Source organism: Streptomyces phytophilus, from assembly GCF_013870535.1.
In the GTDB taxonomy this organism is placed as follows: domain Bacteria; phylum Actinomycetota; class Actinomycetes; order Streptomycetales; family Streptomycetaceae; genus Streptomyces; species Streptomyces phytophilus.
The window spans coordinates 1-1,370 of record NZ_JACBXC010001470.1; the positions used below are offsets into that span (position 1 = coordinate 1).

The 1,370-nt window shown below is 75.4% G+C and carries 2 protein-coding genes; both read right to left on the bottom strand.

Translation table 11 applies throughout. The features are described from left to right. Nucleotides 1–151: GntR family transcriptional regulator (locus H5J30_RS33440; protein WP_181791494.1), on the bottom strand; the 151-nt coding region annotated here is incomplete at its 3' end. 10 nt (nucleotides 152–161) lie between these two features. Continuing rightward, a complete protein-coding gene (pdxA, locus tag H5J30_RS33445) occupies nucleotides 162–1,241 on the bottom strand; it encodes a 4-hydroxythreonine-4-phosphate dehydrogenase PdxA (RefSeq protein WP_181791496.1) in 1,080 nt (359 codons plus the stop codon). Nucleotides 1,242–1,370: the final 129 nt, after the last annotated feature.

Here is a 1,370-nt window from a genome sequence, read left to right on the forward strand (position 1 = left end):
CGACGCTGCGCCCCACGCCGAACGCGGCGCACAGCTCCGCCTCGCTCGGCAGCGGCGCACCCGGCGGCAGGTCGTGGCCCAGGATCTGCTGGCGCAGGGACTGGGCGACCTGCTGGTGCAGCGGCCGCGGGTCACTTCTGTCGACTGCCATCGCCGGGAGTCTACGAGGCCGTGTCCGACCGCTCCACGGCGGCCGCCGCGGCCGGCTCGCCCGCCTGCGCGGTCCGCCACACCTGGCCCCAGCCCGGCGCCAGTTCGGCGGCCCGCCGGGTGGCCAGCACCAGGCTCGCCTCCCGCGCGACGCCCTTGCCCGCGATGTCGAACGCGGTGCCGTGGTCGACGGAGACCCGGACGACGGGCAGGCCGACGGTGATGTTCACGCCGTCGTCGCCGTACACGGCCTTGAAGGGGGCGTGCCCCTGGTCGTGGTAGCAGACGACGACGAACTTCCACGCGCCCCGGACCGCGGCGGGGATGAGCGCGTCGGCGGGCAGCGGCCCGACCGCGTTGACGCCCGCGGCCTTCGCCCGCTCGACGGCCGGCGCCAGCACGTCGGCGTCCTCGTCGCCGAAGAGGCGGTTCTCGCCCGCGTGCGGGTTGAGTCCGGCGACGCCGATCGGCTCCTCGGGCCGGCCGAGCGCGCGGGCGAACGAACCCACCAGGCGCAGGACGTTGTCGGTACGCGCGGGGGTGACCCCGGCGATGGCGTCGGTGAGGGACACGTGGGTGGTGAGGTGGAAGAAGTACAGCTCGCCCGCGGAGAGCACCAGGCTGAAGTTCTCGACGCCGAACTCGTGCGCCAGCAGTTCCGTGTGCCCGGGCCAGAAGTGCCCCCCGGCGTGCATGGCGGCCTTGTTCAGCGGCGCGGTGACGATGCCGTCGACGAGCCCTTCGCGGGCCAGCGCGCAGGCCCGCATGACGAAGCGGGCGGAGCCGTCGCCGGCCGCCGCGCTCAGCTCGCCGTAGGGCACCGCGGCCAGGGACGGCCCGTCCTGCACCAGGTCGATGGTCCCCGGCTCGTTCCGGGCGTCGCGGGGCGAGCCGACGACGCGCACCGCGGCGGGGTCCTCGCCGACAAGCTCGACCGCCCGGCGGACGGCGTCGGCGTCCCCGACCACCACGGGCCGGCAGACGCGGCGCAGGTCGTCGTGGTGCAGCAGGGTACGGGCCGTGATCTCCGGTCCGATTCCGGCCACGTCGCCCAGGGTGAGGGCGAGCGTGGGCACCTGCGGGTCGTTCACCGGTGGCTCCTCTCCGTTCGTACCGCTTGTGCGGCCTTGATCAGTACATCGGGGCTGCCGAAGCCCCCGGCCTTGGTGGCCACGGGCAGCCCGGCCGCCCGGCCGCCGACGACGACGCCGAGCGGCACG